Raw genomic sequence first — 17,036 nt, forward strand, 5'->3', positions numbered from 1 at the left:
GTACTAGACATAAACAAATACTGGAAGCAACTATGTTAAACATGGATTTTTCACAACGCTTGGTGATTAAAACCGCAGAACAGGAATGGATCGCTAGCCCTGCTGTTGGCGTGTGGCGTAAACCGTTAGAGCGTGAAGCTAAAGAGTCAGGACATACCACCAGCATAGTGAAGTACGAGCCAAACTCAGCGTTTGCTACCCACCCTCATCCGTATGGGGAAGAAATCCTAGTGCTTGAGGGGGTGTTTTCCGATGAACATGGCGACTACCCTGCCGGAACTTATATACGCAACCCTCCGGGCAGCCAACACGCGCCTTTTAGTCGTGAAGGCTGTGTAATCTTGGTAAAACTCAACCAGTTTGATCCAAGCGATATTGAAACGGTACGAATTCATACTCATCAAGCAGGTTGGCTACCGGGTATTGGCGGATTGCAGGTGATGCCATTGCACGATTTCGAACACGAACATGTGGCGCTGGTAAAGTGGCCAAAAGGCGAAAGATTCCAGCCACACCGTCACTTTGGTGGCGAAGAGATCTTTGTATTATCGGGCGAGTTTAGAGACGAATTTGGTGAGTATCCAACTCACACATGGTTGCGCAGTCCGCACATGAGTGAGCACTTTCCTTTTGTGGAACAAGAAACGGTGATCTGGGTGAAGACTGGGCATCTACCCGTTAAATAGCGTGCTTAAGCTAACAACCCATCTTGCAGATACGAAAACGGCTCGAAGATTCGAGCCGCCATTGATGAAGCACTTGAAGGATTATGCGCTCATTATTTTTGAGTAAAGCCAGTCTTTTAGTTCTGCACGGTTGTGTTTTAAAGTGTTCATTTCATGGTCGTCGATTGGGTTTCCTCGCAATTCGAGTTCACGGATTTCTTTGTCGAGCGTGTTGTAGTTTTTAGCGTTTTCAGCAAACGCGGAGTCGTTAGCTGTCAGTTGAGTGATGGTATCCAAATGTTCTGGGAATTCATGAGTTAATGAGTGATTTTCACCTAACATAGAGACCTCTTTGGCTGAGTATATTTTAAGTTAAACAAGCTGCTCAAATCTTAAGCAACGCTTAAAATAACCATAGCATTTCAAAGGGGGTGAATTCGTCGATTCGCCCACAAAAACACCAATAGATTGATTTTCAATTTTTCCTATAAAGTGTTTCCCCAACGCCCTCAATAGTCTAATGCGGAAGATACCACTATGATTGTTTCATATCGAATTCATAAGGAATCTCAGCTATGCAAAAAATCATCCTGATCACAGGCTCTACAGACGGCATTGGTTTAGAAACAGCGAAAATGTTAGTGGCTGACGGGCATCATGTGATCGTGCACGGTCGTAACCAAGAAAAAGTCCAAAACGTAGAACAGAGCTTGATTGAGATAAACGCAGGTAAAGTCGAAAGTATTGTTGCGGATTTGTCTTCTCCACGCGCCGTGAAACAGATGGTTGCAGAAATAGCAGAGCGCTTTGGCAAGCTGGACGTCATCATCAATAACGCTGGCGTATACGCAACACCAAACGCAAGAACTCAAGATAACCTAGATGTGCGTTTTGCAGTCAACACCATTGCGCCTTACCTACTGACAAAAGAGTTACTTCCGTTGCTTGGCAATACAGGGCGTGTAGTGAACTTGTCTTCTGCTGCGCAAGCTCCTGTTAGCATTGAGGCATTAATGGGTGACAAACCGTTGTCAGACGGTGAAGCTTATGCACAAAGCAAACTGGCACTTACCATGTGGTCACGCGTGATGGGATTACAGTTGAAAAACGTCGGTCCTATGGTTGTATCAGTCAATCCAAAGTCTCTACTTGGTAGCAAGATGGTAAAAGACGCTTACGGCATTGCTGGCGGCGATATTCGCTTGGGTGCTGACATTTTAATTCGTGCCGCACTATCGGATGAGTTTGCACAAGCACATGGCGCTTACTTCGATAACGACATTGAAGCTTTTGCGGCACCTCATCGTGACGCCTTAAACGAGCCAAAGTCACAGCAAGTGGTTGATGCCATTGAAACTGTGATTGCGAAGCTTGTCTAACTCAAGCCAAAATAAATATTGCTATTTTTGTTCAAGCACCTAGCTTCGGCTGGGTGTTTTTTATCTGCATTCCAACAAAATCCCTGCCCCTAATTATCAATAAAATCTAAAAACTAATTCGATAAAAACACCAATTATCAACAATTACTAATATTGTTAATCTTCGGTCATCGGGAATAAGGCGACGTTATATTGCGCTTATCCCCACTGTCTTTAGCGAGCGATGGCACTGAATCATCCCGCCTTTAACTGGAGATCCATTTATGAACTATGAGGGCAAAGTTTACCGACCATGGCCGGAATACCGCAGCATTCTTATCCAAACTACACTGGGCTGTAGCATCAATACGTGCACGTTTTGTAGCATGTTTGATGATAAGCGCTTTAAAGTGCGTCCCATTGAGGATGTGTTTAAAGATATTGAGGAAGCGCGCCTTATCTACCCACACGTAGAGTCAATCTTTCTAATCGACGGTAACGTCATGGCAGCACGTACAGATTACTTGCTCAAGATCTTCGACAAACTGCGCTCCACGTTCCCCGAGTGCAAAAAGACTTCACTTTACAGTGGCATGAACGATTTCCGCCGTAAAACCATTGCAGAGCTAAAAGAGCTCAAAGATGCTGGACTTGATATGGCGTATTCCGGTCTTGAATCGGGTGATCGAATTGTTCTAGAGCGCATCAAAAAGCGCATGTCACCAGAACAAGCCATTGAAGGCATGGCAATGGCGAAAGAAGCTGGCATCGAAGTATTGCTCTCTTTCATCTTTGGACTTGGTGGGCGTGAGCGTTCAAAAGAGCACATCATCGCCACAACCGATATTTTGAACCAAATGAATCCTGAGCAAATTGCCCCAATGGCACTTGCGATTCAACCGGGAACGGTGATGGAGCAAGAAGTGAAGAATGGTGAGTTCATTATGCCGACACAACTGCAGGTGTTGGAAGAGGAAAAATACCTGCTTGAAAACCTGAACATTGATACTTTTTACTGGGGCGACCATGGCAACAACATCGTTCCTCAAAAAGGCTGGCTGTTGGATTCTCGCGACGATTTTCTAAGAAACATCAATCACGCGATTGCGTCTAACCCAATGGCAAAAGACAACGTCATCCAAACCTTTTCGTGGTAATGATGACGGGTTCAGATAAAACACCAAATCCCTAATAGGAACTAAGGAGTGACGCACAATGTCACTCCTTTTTTCAAGCTCGATATTAAAGAAGAACCGACTTGGCGTTAGGGTTAACTCACCGAAGCCGCTGTATGTTGGTCAAAAACATCACCAGCTTGTTTCTTTTGCCAACGGTCGATGACAAGCGTCGCAATCAAATCCCCTTCCACATTGACGGCGGTGCGGAACGTATCCAACGGCCTTTCTATCACTAATAAAATGGCTATCGCTTCCAATGGAATACCCGCAGCTAGTAGTACTAACTGCATACCCGACATGGAGCCCGAAGGCATGCCTGGCGCACCAACGGAAGAGACCATGGCCATGATAAAGATCATCACCAACCCTGTGGTACTCAAATCCACCCCGAACAACTGTGCTAGGAAAATTGCAGCGACACCCTCAAATAACGCGGTGCCGTCCATATTCATTACAGAGCCGAGCGGCAGCACCATACTGCTGACTTCGGGTGCGACATCTAAATTATCTTCCGCACTTTGTTTTGCCAAAGGCAGCGCCGCCGCACTTGATGACGTTGCGAACGCCATGGCTAATGGGGCTGAAATCGCTTTAAACAGTGCAACTGGAGAAATCCCGGTCATTACCTTAGCAATCGTCGGTAATACCACTAGCCCGTGCACCATCGTGAGCACAAACACCAGTAACGCAAACAACGCAAGTTGCTGAATCAGATTCCCACTTGAGGTCAGCGTAATATCAAACACGATCGCAAAAATAGCAATCGGAGACAGCTTAACGATGCCTCGAATCATGGTGTTAACACTTTTGTTCAGCCCCGAGATCACCGCTAGCAACGGATGACCCGATGGAACAGAAAGCAAAATCGCAACGCCTGCCATAAAGGAGAAAACCACGATCGCCAGCAAGTTACCATTCACCAGTGCAGCAAATGGATTCACCATCGCCATCTTGACAAGGTTGGTGAGTATGGCGGCACCACCAGCACCTTGCTCGTCAATCAAATGAACATCACTACCCACAGAAACGCTTTGATTAAGTGGCTCCCATGCAGGCAAAGCTAACGACGCACCAAGCCCTAAACTAATGGCAATTAAGGTGGTGAAACTGTAGAAAAGCAGTGTTCGCCCACCCAGAGCTTTAAGACGAACAGTTGAACCAATATTGGTGATGCCTTCGACAAGAGAAAACAGCACCATCAAACCCACTACCATTTTCAGTAAGCCGAGATAGACCGTTTTGCCCAACATTAAAATTTGGTAGTAATCACCCGACAGTAAAAGCGATTTTTCGACCAGCCCATGGTCCATAAGAAGAAGGATGGCTTGAGCCCCACTCCACGCAAGTAGGGCAGAAACAAGAAGTTGAACGGGCAAAGAGAGTTGCAAATGACGCATAAAAAACACCTAGCGCCACAAATCCTGATGATTTGGGCGCTCGATAAAAATGAAAAAATGGAATCGAAGAGTCACGGCTTGAATTAAGACCAAGAGCCTTTGTAATATGGGTTCAATAAACCTTTTACGCGTTTAAGCACTACCAAAGCCGACACGCGGAACCAACCGAAAATAACGCGCTGATGCAGCCTAAAGATCGTGTCGTACAAGCGGCGAACGTAGCGTCCACGCAATACGACTTTGTCATTCATCAATGCGCCAACCGCGTAGTCATGCCCAAGCGCGACGACCATCCCACCGTCTTTGAACACAAACGGCTTTAACTCTTTGCCTTTTACTAAGCGTTTAAATTGCTTCGCCAAATGTGTGGCAGCTTGATTGGCAGCTTGCGCTCGTGGCGGCACAATGCTTCCATCTTCTTGTGGGCATTCAGCACTATCACCAATAACAAACACGCTATCATCGAGAGTAGTTTGCAGTGTTGGCTGCACTTTAAGTTGGTTAATGCGGTTACTTTCTAGACCATCGAGATTCGCTATCCAATCCGGACATCGAATCCCTGCTGCCCAAATTTGTAGATCGGCAAGAATGACTTCATTTTCCGTCACGATACGGTCTGCTTCTGCACGTTGAACTTTGGTGTTTAAGCGAACATTAACGCCTTGCTTTTGTAGTTTCTTCAGTACCTTGGCAGACATGCACTCAGCACTTGCAGGTAACACACGATCCGCCGCTTCGATGAGCGTAATGGAAAGTTGAGTACCATTTTGGTAGCGGTTTAATTGCTTGCTGACTTTCGCCCATTCAGCCGCTAACTCAACACCAGTTGCGCCGGCACCCACGATAGAAACACGATGTGAACCACCATTTGCTAGCATTTGCTTCATCTGTTCCCACGCTTTTTCTGCTTGAGAAGCGGAATCTAAGAATAAGCAATGATCGCTCACGCCCGGAATTTTGAAATCGTTACTGATCGCACCAACAGCAATCACGAGGTAATCGTAATCCAGTGTTAACTGCTGCGATAGCCCGGTCTGCTCTGGTGAAAACTCAGTACTCACAGTGATGGTTTTGTTCGCACGGTCTAAGCCTGACATGCGCGCTTGAACATATTGGTAACCGTGACAAGCAGCATGAAGACGAAACGCAACCGAATCGAGCTCATTATCAAACGTGCCCGCCGCAATCTCATGCAGCCTTGGTTTCCATAAGTGATGAGAAGATGGCTCAACCAAAGTAACGGTATGGTCAGGTTTGCCTGCAAAACTGCTCGCTAAACGCGTGACCATTTCTAGACCCGCAGCACCACCACCGACAACAACAAAGTTCGACATACTCCCCTCCCGGAAACCATCCATCGAAAGATAAAAATCAAAAACGCAGCAAATACGTTTGGAATGGCGGGCATTATATTGGGTTGAAAATAAATGATAATAAGCGGAAAAAGAAAATGACTATTACGAATTAGTAATAATAAAAACTAAGCATCTGAGCCAAATGCTAAAAACAAAAAAGCCACCACTTTTCGGTGATGGCTTTTCTTCATTGATGTTGCTTTGTCTTAATTAGCGAGGATCAAGACCTAGCTTTTGTAGTACCAGTTTGAAGTTCTCGCGGCGCTCTTTCACATTGTGAACATCACCTGTCGAACACGTCAGGTCCGGACAACCACGGTTAACGATGCCTGAAACGTCATCGATAAATTGAGAACCTTGCAGACCACTATCTACATACTTCTTCAGCTCATTGTGGTAGTTCCAATCCGCGTACTGACCGCCTTCATCGTTGTATGCCTGAACTGACGTTACCCAGTAGAACAGACCTGCGATCCACTTGATCTCTTTGTTCTCTTCCGAGCTACAAATCAGACCTGGGTTAGAACAGAAGTCCAGCTCAGCATAAAGTGGGTTCGCCGGTGGCGCTTCTACCGTTACGCCATCAATTGTCTTACCAATGGTTGATGGATCAACGTGCGAGCGACCTAGGTAGTGGTTAAGCGTACCAAAGTTCTGACGACCTGTGGTTTGGATTACACCACGCCCCCACCAACCACAGCCTTCAACGCTTTCTTGGCTGCTGCCGTCCCAAATGAACTTACCTGCTTTCTGACCAACGTACGTCTTACACTCGTCGCGTTCCCACACTTGCTTAGACGTATCTACGCTTTCTGGAACATCGTTACAGTGACCGTTGTTTGTCCAACGACCTGCTGCACCGTTCACCAATAGACCGCGCTCTTCAAGTACTGCATCAGGTGCTGCAAAGACTGGAGCTGGAGCACCATACCATTTCGCATGAGTCAACGCACTGACTTCCATCTTGTCATCACGAGGACAAGAGTACGCATGATCTAAACCTGAAACTGGGTTTACACCGTAATCTGCGTATTTCTGACCCAGTTGACCACAACTTGCTGTCATTGGGTAATCCGCAGGCGCGCCGTATTTCACTTCAGACCAGTTGTTTTCATCACACGCGTTGTAGCGGATGGTCTCTTGCATACTTTGCGCAAGGAACGCAGCAATCGCGACTTTCGCGTATTTGATGTTGGTTGCATCATCAACTTCATCGTTCATCAACCAGAACTTATTGCCCGCCACACCAATGTTGTGCATTGCGTTCAAGCCATCTAAGAAGTCGTTCCACTTGTAAACCGTTGACGGAACCCACTGAGACTGTGGCGTTTCGTATAGGAAGGCTTCGTTATCCATCACGCTTTCAGCATTTGCTAACTCTTGGTTTAGCGCTTCAATGCGAGTCAACGAACCTTTCTCTAACTCTTCACCTACGTAGTACAGTGGCACTTTCGCCGTTTGGTAAAGCTCAATTTTGCTGGTTAGAGCTTGAGAGTCTTGATCAAACATCAATGCAAATACGTTGCTGTACGCGGCTTTACGGATTTGCTGATCGGTTTGAGTATTGCCCATGAAGTAATTTGCGGTTTGCTCTGTTGGCATGTTCGCTAACATTGCAGGCGCATCAACGTAATCTGTTACCTGTTTTACGTATTCTAGTGCGTGATGCCACTGCTCGCTGGTTAGTGCCGTGGTTGCATTCGATTTAGTAAACACCACAAAGTCAGCTTTGTTCGCAGCATCTGCTTTGTAAAGCTCGAAACTATCAAGTAGATCTGCCGTGAAAACGGACGCTTCATCCCATACAGACTGACGACCAGAGTGGGTATCGTAAGCAAACTCGCCAATGCTTAATGACCAACCAAATGTCGCTTGTGGCGCAAGGGTTGTGAAGATCAAGTTGTAAGCATGTGCCCAGCCTTTCACGTCATCGCTCAGTGCGTTGATCGCATCGATATCAATACGGCTACCCGTAATATCAATGGCATTCGTCAGTGCTTGTTTAACCGCAACGGCACCAAACGATGCACCTTTGTCTTGCGTAGCGAGATCCAGAACATCCGATCGAATCACGACAGATGCAGTACCCGCGTTCTCTGCTTGTTCGATAGCCGACACAAACGAACGTGTCAGTTGCTCTAGGTTTGTGAGCGCATCACTGCTGCTTGCTGCAATAGTCAGTGTGCTTGGTGCTTGAGTGGATGGGCTCGCCACTACGAATGTGTTTGGCCAACCTGCCACTTCTAGACGCACTGGGTCCATTGGGTTACGTAATGATAGCGCTGGCGCTGTACCCGGCTCAGTACCATCACAGTTTAGATGTAATGACCATGAGCTATCGCTGCCAGGAACAGATTGAGTCCAGTACACCGCTGAGTAAGCAATGTTCTTATGAACCATAATGTCGCCGCCTGTTGCGTGATCACCACGAGTCCAGTCTGGGTACACATTAAAATCAGCACACAGTCCACCTGTTGGCGGAGGCGTCGGTGTTTCTACTTTTTCAACTGTGATGTTTACACGTGCTGTCGCCGTTAGATTCTCAGCATCTGTTGCGATCGCTTCTAGCTTAACTGCACCGACTTCTGACGCCGTCCAGTTACAAGAGAACTGGTTTGTAGTTGATGCGTTGAAATCACAGATTTGCTTGTTGTTTGCTTTCACGATAACGCGAGACAAATCGTCATCAGCATCCGTTGCACGAACAGAAATGGATACCGCTTCACCTTTTTCAAACTTAGAACCGTTCGAAGGCGAAGAGAAGCTCACTTCTGGCTTAACAAAGCTTGGGGCTGCTTCAACTGCAACTGCGATGCTGCGTTGCTCGACCATTTGGTTGTTCTGATCGAGAACCACCACTTTAAGTGTCGCATTGCCCACTTCATTTGGCGTCCAAGATTGAGAATACGTCGTTTGACCTGCAGCGATGTTACGTTGACCTAACTTGCGGTCATTCGCCCAAAACTCCAGTTTAGAGATCAATTCACCATCAACACGGGCTTTAATCGTCGTTGCCTGACCCACCATCAATGCTTGACCCTGTGTAGGCGCGACGAATGTTAGCTCATGGACTTCAGGTACCACTGGTGGCTCAACTGGCTTCTCTTTTACCGAAATGCTGACCGCTTGTTGTTGGGTTAAACCAGAGGTGTCTTCTACTACAGCTTTGATCGTGTGAGTGCCTGCGCCAACAGAAGTCCAAGTTGCTTGGAATGGGGCTTGCGTTACACGAGCAACTTGTTTGTTGTCGACAAAGAAAGTCACAGCTTTAACGCTGGTGTTGGTTGCCGTAACGTTCGCTAGCATGGCAACCGCTTGACCTTCTTCAAACTCAGCACCGTTCACTGGCGAAGCTAATTGAAGAGAAATTTCTGGTTCACCTACTTCACCTTCGTCATCAGCGATCAGACGAATGGTATTTTGAAGAAGAGTCAGATCCAATACACCACTCACACCCAGAGTTAGCTCAATACGCTCACCTGCCGGAAGTTGTGATTTCACCCAGCTACCACGATCAAAAGCCAACGCGAGCGTGTTCTTGAAGACGTTGCCTTGTGCGTCGCTGGTGAACTTCATGCCCGGGTAGCTGATGCCAGTCGCAGACCAAGAGGGTGTCGACATTGATAGGTTTGAATCAAACGTCACTTTCGCATCACGAAGTTCAACTGGCTTTGAACCGTCGTTCGTTAGGATCACTTTGTAAGTGTTCCACCACTGGCTTTCTGAGCCGACGATAGTTGCGTCTGAGATCACTCCTGCGTGTGCAGCAGGCAACCCCATACCGATCGCCAGTGCTAAAACACTTGGCATGATCGCTAGCGTATTCTTTCTCATAATTAAGGACTTATACAAACAACAATAAAAAGGAAAGGCATTATAGAGGGGGACTTTTTTCGCGTCGCAGCGGACAGATGTAACTAAATGTAACCCAACTTACAGGTGTAAAAGTGCCAAAAATAAAGCGTCTTTTCGCGTCAATTTGACGACATTTCGTACGCAATCGGTAAGCAAACAAAAAACTGGGACTCTAGTTCAAAATTCAGAAAGTGTGCACTGGATAAAACAAATCTATTTTCTGGTGACAATCGAGATAAGAATTTGTCTTCACTTTGCTTTTATGCATCTTAAAATCAATAAGTTACAGAATAAAAACACTTGAAATAATTAGTTACATGTTAGCGAAAAAAACGCCAAAATCAGGGCGTTCTGAAGACACAAATAGGCATCTGAGGTGGTTATAAAGATCGTCTTCACACTTCTTAAATGAAGCGTTCAAAATAAGGCATATGAATGATCATCCAGTGAAAACGATAAGTATAACTTTGCAACAAAACGTCAATATCCGGATTGAAGCACGGTTTCAATTGGAATATTCGATGATAATGAGATGCATTGGATCGGTTTGAATCCAAGTCAGCCCAAAAATAAAATATGGAGAGTGTTATATGTCTTTACGTTTAGTAGCAGCAACCTTTGCACTAGTTGGATTAAGCTTTGGCGCGCAAGCAAGCGCAGAGTGTGAAGTGTCCATCGATGCTAACGATATGATGCAGTTTTCGACCAAAACACTGAGCGTGCCAGCGACGTGTAAAGAAGTGAAACTGACGCTGAACCACACTGGTAAAATGCCTGCGCAATCAATGGGTCATAACGTGGTGATTACTGATACGGCAAACCTTCAAGCAGTGGGTACAGAAGGCATGTCTGCTGGTCTAGAAAACAACTACGTGAAACCAAACGATGACCGTGTTTATGCCTTCACTAAAGTGGTTGGCGGTGGTGAAAGCACTACTATCACGTTCAGCACTGAGAAGATGACTCCGGGAGGCGATTACTCGTTCTTCTGTTCTTTCCCTGGTCACTGGGCAATCATGCAGGGTAAATTCGAGTTCAAATAATCACGCCTTCATCTAAGTATTCTAGTTTGAGATTCTTAGAGCGACATAAATTGAACCTAAAAGAAAAGGGAAGCTGAGCGCTTCCCTTTTTTGTATCTGCTCACTTCGGCCTTAAAATGCAAAGTGATCGTAATCCAGGCTCTCTTCTCGCTGACTGTATTCAAGCTTTACAACATCGTCGAAGGGCATTGGTTGATAGAAATAGAAGCCTTGGATCAGATCGATACCGAGCTCTGCCATAAACTCCAGTTCGCTTTCTGTCTCTACGCCTTCTGCCACCGTAACAGCACCAGTAATTTTTACGAGTTTCGCCGTTAACCTAAACAGCTCACGACCATTTTTGTTGTTGAGATTAAGCACCAACGAACGATCTATTTTCACTTTATCAAAATCGTATTTCGACAAGTAACCAATTGACGAATAACCAGAACCAAAATCGTCCAAGGCAATCCTCACCCCCGCTTCTCGCAGTGTGCTCAACACACGGTGTGTACGATGCTCATCTTGAATCAACATATCTTCAGTAATTTCAAACTCAACTTGCGAGCAAGACAACGCGCTTTCGTTAATCATCGTCAATACTTTTTCGGTGAAGTCTGGCACCAAGCAAGTTTCTGGAGATAAGTTAATCGAGACCTTAAAATTTGGTCGATTCGCCAAAGGCGCCACTTCACGCAGTGTGGTCTCAACCACCCATAAATCCAACTCACTCATTAAGCCGACTTTGGCAAAGTCCTCAAGAAACGTTGGAGGCGTGATCTCGCCCGTTTCTGAGCGGTGACGAATCAGTACTTCAAGCGACCGAATCTCCCCTGTGCGAGCATTAACCTGCGGTTGGTAGAACAACACGAACTCGCCATGCTTTTTCAGATCACTGATACGTTTTTGTGCCGCGAACTTATTGGTAATTTCAGGGAAAAATGCCCCAGCGACTTTGCCATTGTCTAATCCCTCGTAATTGAAAAAATCATCAGAGACTGACTTTGCAAACAACGTATTCGCATTCCCAATCTTGTCCATTTGCTTGAAGAATGGATAGTAAATCAGCACACCGACTAAGATGATGATCAGTTGTAATACCACGCCAGTCCATGTGTAACCAGTCCCGATGTAACCACTGGCGAGCGGCGGAGTCATCCAGCTAACGATCTCGGTAATCGGTGCCACCAACCCCATTGCTGTTGCAATATACGCGATGACTAACCCCACAACCGGTGCGATTAAAAATGGCACAATCATGACTGGGTTGAACATGATGGGTAAGCCATAAATAATGGGCTCGTTAATATTAAACAAGCTCAACACCAGTGCTGTTGCCGCCAAGGCTTTATAACTGCGATTTTTAGTCAGAAACAGCATACACAGCACCAACGAAATGGTGTTCCCTGCACCACCCATTCCTGCATAAAAATCAAAGAAGTTTGTGGTTAAAATTGGCAGTGGTGTGCCCAGCGCTTCGTGGTTTTCTATCGCGACACGAGTTACCTCATAAAGCTCTGACTTGTAAGGGGCAAAAATGATGTGACCATTGATGCCAATCGACCAAAATAGGTTACGCACAAACTCATAAATGATCCCATCAAGCAACGAGTTTGGGTCTAATTTCGGCAGTAACAGATCTGCAATATCAGCGGCACAGAATGCCTGTCCAAGTGCATAGCCCAACACAGTGTAACCAACCACCAAGACTACGGTCGCCATGATGAGGTTGTATGATTGATCCACCACATTTGGTAAATCAGAACGCATAAACCATCTGCGGTTTTGCATGAAGCGTACAGACCAAGCGACGACTGTCGGAACCAGAATCGCTAATGGGTAGTTACTCGGAACAACAGTACCATCTTGCAATAAGCCCCATTCGTTACAGACGATAAAGTAAATCATCAACGAAGGCGTTATCACGTTTACTCGCGAGACTTTTAGCAAAGAGGAAAGGAACTGCGAGAAGTACACTAGAAGCAAAATGGGAAATAGCTTCCAAATAATGGCGCTTGCTGCCCCAACAGTCATACCAAGTTGTTCATAGCCTGCGATCATCAGTAGATTGCTTAACAATGTACTGAATGCAGAAATCAATGAAACAGGCAGCAACATCACTAAGACGTTACACAAACCATTAATGTATAAGTTGGAAGAAATTACAGTAAAAAGCCGATTAATGTATCGATTGTTCATTTGGCTCAGTTAATCCATCAAAGTACGACTCAAAGAGCCGCTCAAGAAATTCGCCGCAATTAAATCCATTTAATTTGTTTCGCAATGAGGGAGAGTTTCGACAAACACGTCGAGGACGGTATCATTCGAGTAACAAAGCGTTGATCGTTCAACGTTGCGAATAGTCACTCAACAAGGGTAGCCACAGCCAACTTGTTGTAATCGACCAAACAGAAAGAGCACCTTTTAAGCCCCTCGGTACTCTCTCGTTTGATAGAAACGCGTTGCTTCTAAGGTCAACGTCGTTCGTTAATTCGCCTGCTATTTAAGCAAGGAGGCGCACATTAGCGCCAGCAAGTCTATATTTCCACTCGACTTTGTAATTGTGACGATAGAAATGGTTTTTCTTGCTGTTCACCAAGAATGTCTAATAAAGGCGATGGACGAGCAAAGAAATAACCTTGCACCTTGTCCACGCCGCAGCGTTTAACAAAGTCATATTCTGCTTGCGTCTCCACCCCTTCTGCCACGACTTCACAATGGGTGATGTGACCCAGTTTCGCAACCAACTTGTAGAGATCTTTGCCCTTTTGATTGTTTGCATCCAACAAAAGTGAACGGTCTAGTTTGATCTTGTCGAATGGGTATTTCAGCAGGTGTGGAAACGACGCATAGCCTGTACCAAAATCATCCATTGCAATACGAATACCCTGTGCCTGAAGCGCTTCCATTGTTTTGATCAAAAAAACCTTATTGCTGAGAATCGCTTCTTCTGTGATTTCAATTTCCAACCACTCAGGAGAAATACCGTAATGGGCTAAACGCGAAAGCAAATGCGGCACAAACTCTTCTTGTTCTATCGTCGCCACCGCGATGTTGATGGCAATACGACGATCTTTCGATAAGTGCATTTTCTGCATGTCTGCCAAGACTTTCTCTATCACCAACTTATCCAGCAATGGCATCGAGTTGAGCATCTGAAAATCACTCACAAACGTCGGCGGGCATAACGTGCCATCTTTATCGATGTAACGAAGTAGCGCTTCATAAGAAAACTCACTGACGTTTTTGGTCGACTGGAGCTTTTGATAGAACATCACTAACTCACCTTCACGCAAAATCGTGGTTAAGCGTTTCTGCGCCGTCGACTTACTGATACTGGAGTTGTTCGACGCCTTTACGTTACTTAGCAGTGATTTAAATATCGAGCTTTCGATACCGGTATAAGCCGTATTCGCACGAAACTGTGCTGAGTATTTTCCTGCGTACGCCAAATAGTACGGTCGATAGATGAAGATGCCCAATACAATGATGAAGGCTTGAAGAATCGAACCTTCTATTTGATTCCCCATCGCCATATAGCCACTGAACAAGGGTGGTGTCATCCAGTTCACAATATTCTCTACCGGCGGTACCAACCCCGATGAAATGCACAAAAAGGTGATGACAAAGCTCACTAGCGGCACGAGCACAAAAGGAATGATCAAAATCGGGTTGAAGATGATTGGCAAACCAAACAACAAAACCTCGTTGATGTTAAAGATCACCAGAGGCATCGCTGCCAGAGCAAGCATCAAATGATTGCGCTCTTTAGCAAACATCAGCACACAGAAAAGCAAACTGATCGAGTTGCCAGATCCGCCCATCGACATAAATGCGTCGTAAAAGCCTTGGCTAATCACATTCAGTGACGCCTCTCCGGCCTGCCACGCCATTACATTGGCTTCGGTTGCGGCAAAGATCTGCTGCTTAATCGCAAACAACAGGTTGTGTCCATTGATGCCAATCGAGCCAAGTAAACCCAGCACAGTTTGATAGATCAAACCACCTTTGAATGTCAGCGGGTCTACGCCGAGCTCACGAACCATGCCACCTGACAACGCCATAAAGATCGCCGTGAAATGGGACATCACCAACGCGATGAGCACAAATAAGAAAAAGTGCACCACGTGCTTAAGCAGTCGTGATGAAAAGTCGAGGGCTTGGGGTTCTAACAGACGTATCTTGAAAATGCTGCAGTAAACGTACGTCATTGTCGCGCTCAATAACGCCAACAATGGGTTGTTCGGTAACATGTAAGTCTGTGAAAGACTGCCATTCTCTATTGAGATCAAGTAGAACATGATCAACGAATAGATGATGAACACGGCACTCGAAACGTTGGTTTTATGGGAAAGGTAGTAACCCGCCACCACGCAGAATGCACTTGGATATAAGTTGATCAGGATATCTGATACATGAAACAGCAGTTGGGAAAAATCCGCTAAGCCAGTAAAACGGAATACGTGTCCAAAAAAAACTGCCAACGCATTAGACAGAATCAAAGGTAACAGCAGCAATGCGATTGACGCCAAATCCGTTAAATAGGATTTCGACGCTGACTGCCACTGCCCCATCAATGCGAATAGACGTTGAGAAGGCGAAAATTTGATTTTAAAGCCAGTTTGCATGAAGCATCTTAATAGTAATGTTATGAAGAGATTCAGCGGTTTAATAAACAGCCATGCGTGCAACCTTTACCGTTATGTCGTCGAGCCCGTGGGGAGCCAACCATTACGGTACGGACTATCTGAGTAGTCTTAATTGATGTTTTTATTGTGTATTTTGAGCAACAAGCGGAAGTTGTCTGAGGACAGATTGCGGGCGTAATTTAACGATTATATGCGCCCCGATCCATTAAGATATTTTGTCGTAACGACAAATGGGCAATAAAAATAACCCTCACCTTTGATTGGTGAGGGTTAACATTGAGGTGATGATTATTGAGCGAGAACTCAGTGTTCCGGATTCATCGGGAATCGTTGCTCATACAGCTCCATAAAGTCTTTGCGAATCAGGTGTTCTAAGTGGTTGGCTTTGTCCGTTGGACAGAAAATCATGATATGCACGATTTGCTCACCATTGATGTTGCTTGAGATATGGATATGCGGCTCTGCACCCGGCAGATCGACACCGGCGTGTTTTTCAATCATCGCGTTGTAGCGATGCGCGACATCAGCAAAGTAACTGCAATGTTCGTCAATCTTATCGGTCAGTAATGGCAAAATTGGGTATAGGTTGACGAAGTCTTTCACCACAACAGAAAAGTCATGGTAAACGTAACGCTTCATAAAGTTGAGGTTCTTCACTGGGTAGGTGAAAAACATGCTGTTAGGCAACGTCGCGGTTTTTCCTGTGAAGTGGTATTGCCCATGATGCAGGTCGATTTCTTGAATCACTGTCGCCATCATGTTGTGCTCAATCACTTCGCCACATAGCTTACCGACTTCAATCCAGTCACCAATGCGAAATGAACGAGAACTGGCTCGTTGAATCGAACCAGTAAAACAAAGAATAATCTCTTTAGATGCGACAACAATCGCTACTGCAATCGCGGTAACGCTTAGGGCGAACTCGCTGATTTCTGATTGCCATAAGATGAACAACAGGATCAGCGTAAGAGCGAACGTACCGTTTTTGGTTCTCGACATCCAACTGCGTTGTTCTTCCGTAATGAAGGCATCGTCGCCACGAATTCGAGACAGAATCAAACGACGCAGAACAATGATGAACAGCAGGATTAATGCGGAAAATAAAATTTTGTGAGTGAGAAGAAAATCGACGACTAACTGCACTTTCTCCATTACCCGACTCCCTGTTTGGTTTGGATAGGTTGACCTTTGTATGCTAACTACCGCTATGAAAACAGGTAGCTAGCTTGCGAGAGGACAACCTTACCAAATTATTCCGTCGGTTGCCCCAGTTCGCTCTCTTTAAATACGATAAACGCACGGCGGTTTAAAGCATTGGCTTCTGGAGATTCTTCGTTGATCACAGGTTGAAGCTCACCAAAGGCTTTTACCTCCCACACAAACTGCGATGGATCGAGTTTCGTCTTGAGATACGCCACTACGGTTTACGCTCTTCGCTCTGCCAGTTGTTCATTATAAGAGAGCGAGCCCACTTGGTCGGTATGGCTAACAATCGTAACGCCTTCACTCGAGCTCAGAATTTCGTGATTGATCGCGTTTAGGCAGGTTGAATCGGGT

General features: G+C 45.6%; 11 protein-coding genes and 1 pseudogene. 4 read left to right on the forward strand and 8 right to left on the reverse strand.

The features are described from left to right. The first annotated feature begins 32 nt into the window (after positions 1-32). Positions 33-686, forward strand: coding sequence for a cupin domain-containing protein (locus J4N44_RS24700; protein ID WP_252045358.1), 654 nt, complete (start codon positions 33-35; stop codon positions 684-686). An 81-nt stretch (positions 687-767) separates the two neighbouring features. Here the strand turns inward: J4N44_RS24700 and J4N44_RS24705 are convergent, their stop codons facing one another. Beyond that, positions 768-1,007: an HP1242/YdcH family protein gene (locus tag J4N44_RS24705; RefSeq protein ID WP_005452761.1), complete on the reverse strand. Its 240-nt coding sequence runs from the start codon at positions 1,005-1,007 to the stop codon at positions 768-770. A gap of 233 nt (positions 1,008-1,240) precedes the next feature. On the opposite strand from J4N44_RS24705, the gene J4N44_RS24710 reads away from it, so the two are divergent. After that, positions 1,241-2,044, forward strand: coding sequence for an SDR family NAD(P)-dependent oxidoreductase (locus J4N44_RS24710; RefSeq protein ID WP_009700645.1), 804 nt, complete (start codon positions 1,241-1,243; stop codon positions 2,042-2,044). 263 nt (positions 2,045-2,307) lie between these two features. Further along, complete coding sequence (locus J4N44_RS24715) at positions 2,308-3,180, forward strand: B12-binding domain-containing radical SAM protein (RefSeq protein WP_009700644.1); 873 nt, start codon at positions 2,308-2,310, stop codon at positions 3,178-3,180. Positions 3,181-3,293: 113 nt separating this feature from the next. Here J4N44_RS24715 and J4N44_RS24720 read toward each other — a convergent pair whose 3' ends face one another. The 3 genes from J4N44_RS24720 to J4N44_RS24730 form a co-directional block, all read right to left on the reverse strand. Further along, positions 3,294-4,598: a dicarboxylate/amino acid:cation symporter gene (locus tag J4N44_RS24720; protein WP_252045359.1), complete on the reverse strand. Its 1,305-nt coding sequence runs from the start codon at positions 4,596-4,598 to the stop codon at positions 3,294-3,296. An 83-nt stretch (positions 4,599-4,681) separates the two neighbouring features. Continuing rightward, positions 4,682-5,932, reverse strand: a complete 1,251-nt coding sequence (locus J4N44_RS24725) for an NAD(P)/FAD-dependent oxidoreductase (protein WP_252045360.1) — start codon at positions 5,930-5,932, stop codon at positions 4,682-4,684. A gap of 231 nt (positions 5,933-6,163) precedes the next feature. After that, on the reverse strand, positions 6,164-9,787 hold the full coding sequence (locus J4N44_RS24730) for an Ig-like domain-containing protein (RefSeq protein WP_252045361.1): 3,624 nt from the start codon (positions 9,785-9,787) through the stop codon (positions 6,164-6,166). 611 nt (positions 9,788-10,398) lie between these two features. Here J4N44_RS24730 and azu point away from each other — a divergent pair. Next, entirely contained in the window at positions 10,399-10,851 is a 453-nt protein-coding gene (gene azu, locus J4N44_RS24735) for an azurin (RefSeq protein WP_101905156.1), read from the forward strand. Positions 10,852-10,962: 111 nt separating this feature from the next. On the opposite strand, the gene J4N44_RS24740 is transcribed toward azu, so the two are convergent. The 4 genes and pseudogenes from J4N44_RS24740 to J4N44_RS24755 all read right to left on the reverse strand — a co-directional run. Further along, positions 10,963-13,029, reverse strand: a complete 2,067-nt coding sequence (locus tag J4N44_RS24740) for an EAL domain-containing protein (RefSeq protein WP_252045362.1) — start codon at positions 13,027-13,029, stop codon at positions 10,963-10,965. A 338-nt stretch (positions 13,030-13,367) separates the two neighbouring features. Next, positions 13,368-15,458, reverse strand: coding sequence for an EAL domain-containing protein (locus J4N44_RS24745; RefSeq protein ID WP_252045363.1), 2,091 nt, complete (start codon positions 15,456-15,458; stop codon positions 13,368-13,370). A 324-nt stretch (positions 15,459-15,782) separates the two neighbouring features. Beyond that, the gene (locus J4N44_RS24750; RefSeq protein ID WP_005452782.1) at positions 15,783-16,631 is read right to left on the reverse strand and encodes a mechanosensitive ion channel family protein; all 849 of its coding nucleotides are present in this window, start codon (positions 16,629-16,631) and stop codon (positions 15,783-15,785) included. A 98-nt stretch (positions 16,632-16,729) separates the two neighbouring features. Then, positions 16,730-16,966, reverse strand: a pseudogene (locus J4N44_RS24755) (OmpA family protein); the annotation flags it as partial. Between the last annotated feature and the right edge of the window lie 70 nt (positions 16,967-17,036).

The organism is Vibrio sp. SCSIO 43155, assembly GCF_023716605.1.
In the GTDB taxonomy this organism is placed as follows: Bacteria; Pseudomonadota; Gammaproteobacteria; order Enterobacterales; family Vibrionaceae; genus Vibrio; species Vibrio harveyi.